This is a genomic window from Roseiconus nitratireducens (genome assembly GCF_008629675.1).
GTDB classification, from domain to species: Bacteria; Planctomycetota; Planctomycetia; order Pirellulales; family Pirellulaceae; genus Stieleria; species Stieleria nitratireducens.
In genome coordinates this window covers 1-699 of sequence record NZ_VWOX01000077.1, presented here as the reverse complement: position 1 = coordinate 699, position 699 = coordinate 1, and the positions used below count along the sequence as shown (strand labels likewise).

Below are 699 nucleotides of genomic sequence, written 5' to 3'. Positions count from 1 at the left end.
TCGTTCTGATTGCGGATGTCGATGCAGTCCTCGCTGATGTTGACAGTGCGAACTTTGCCTCCTTGACCGTCACGATCACGAACCTGCTCGACGGGGCGGCGGAATCTCTGACGGCAGATACGACCGGAACCGCGATCACGGCCAGTTATTCCGGCGGCGCGCTGACGCTTTCCGGTTCGGACACAATTTCCAACTACGAGCAAGTTCTGAGAACCGTTCGCTACGACAATGCTTCGGCTAGTCCCGACGCGACAGATCGCGTGATCGAATTTCTGGCGAATGACGGGTTCGCTGACAGCAATACCGCTACCGCAACCGTCTCAATCTCGACGATCAATGATGCTCCCACGCTGGACCTGGATGCGGATGATTCCGGCGGCGCTTCCGGATCCGACTTCACGGCGAACTTTGTCGAGGGCGGTGGTTCCGTTCTGATTGCGGATGGCGACGCAGTCCTCGCGGACGTTGACAGTGCAAACCTCGCTTCGTTGACGGTCACCATTTCCAACCTGCTCGACGGTGCTGCAGAAACTCTGACGGCAGATACGACGGGCACCTTGATCACAGCCAATTACTCCGGCGGCGTGTTGACACTCTCCGGCTCGGATACGATTGCCAACTACGAGCAAGTGCTGAGGACCGTCCGCTACGACAATGCTTCTGCGAACCCTGATTCCATCGACCGAATCGTGGAGTTCG

General features: G+C 57.8%; 1 pseudogene. It reads left to right on the top strand.

Annotated elements, in window-relative coordinates:
• Positions 1-62: 62 nt before the first annotated feature.
• Positions 63-699: pseudogene (locus FYK55_RS28765) on the top strand (hypothetical protein); the annotation flags it as partial.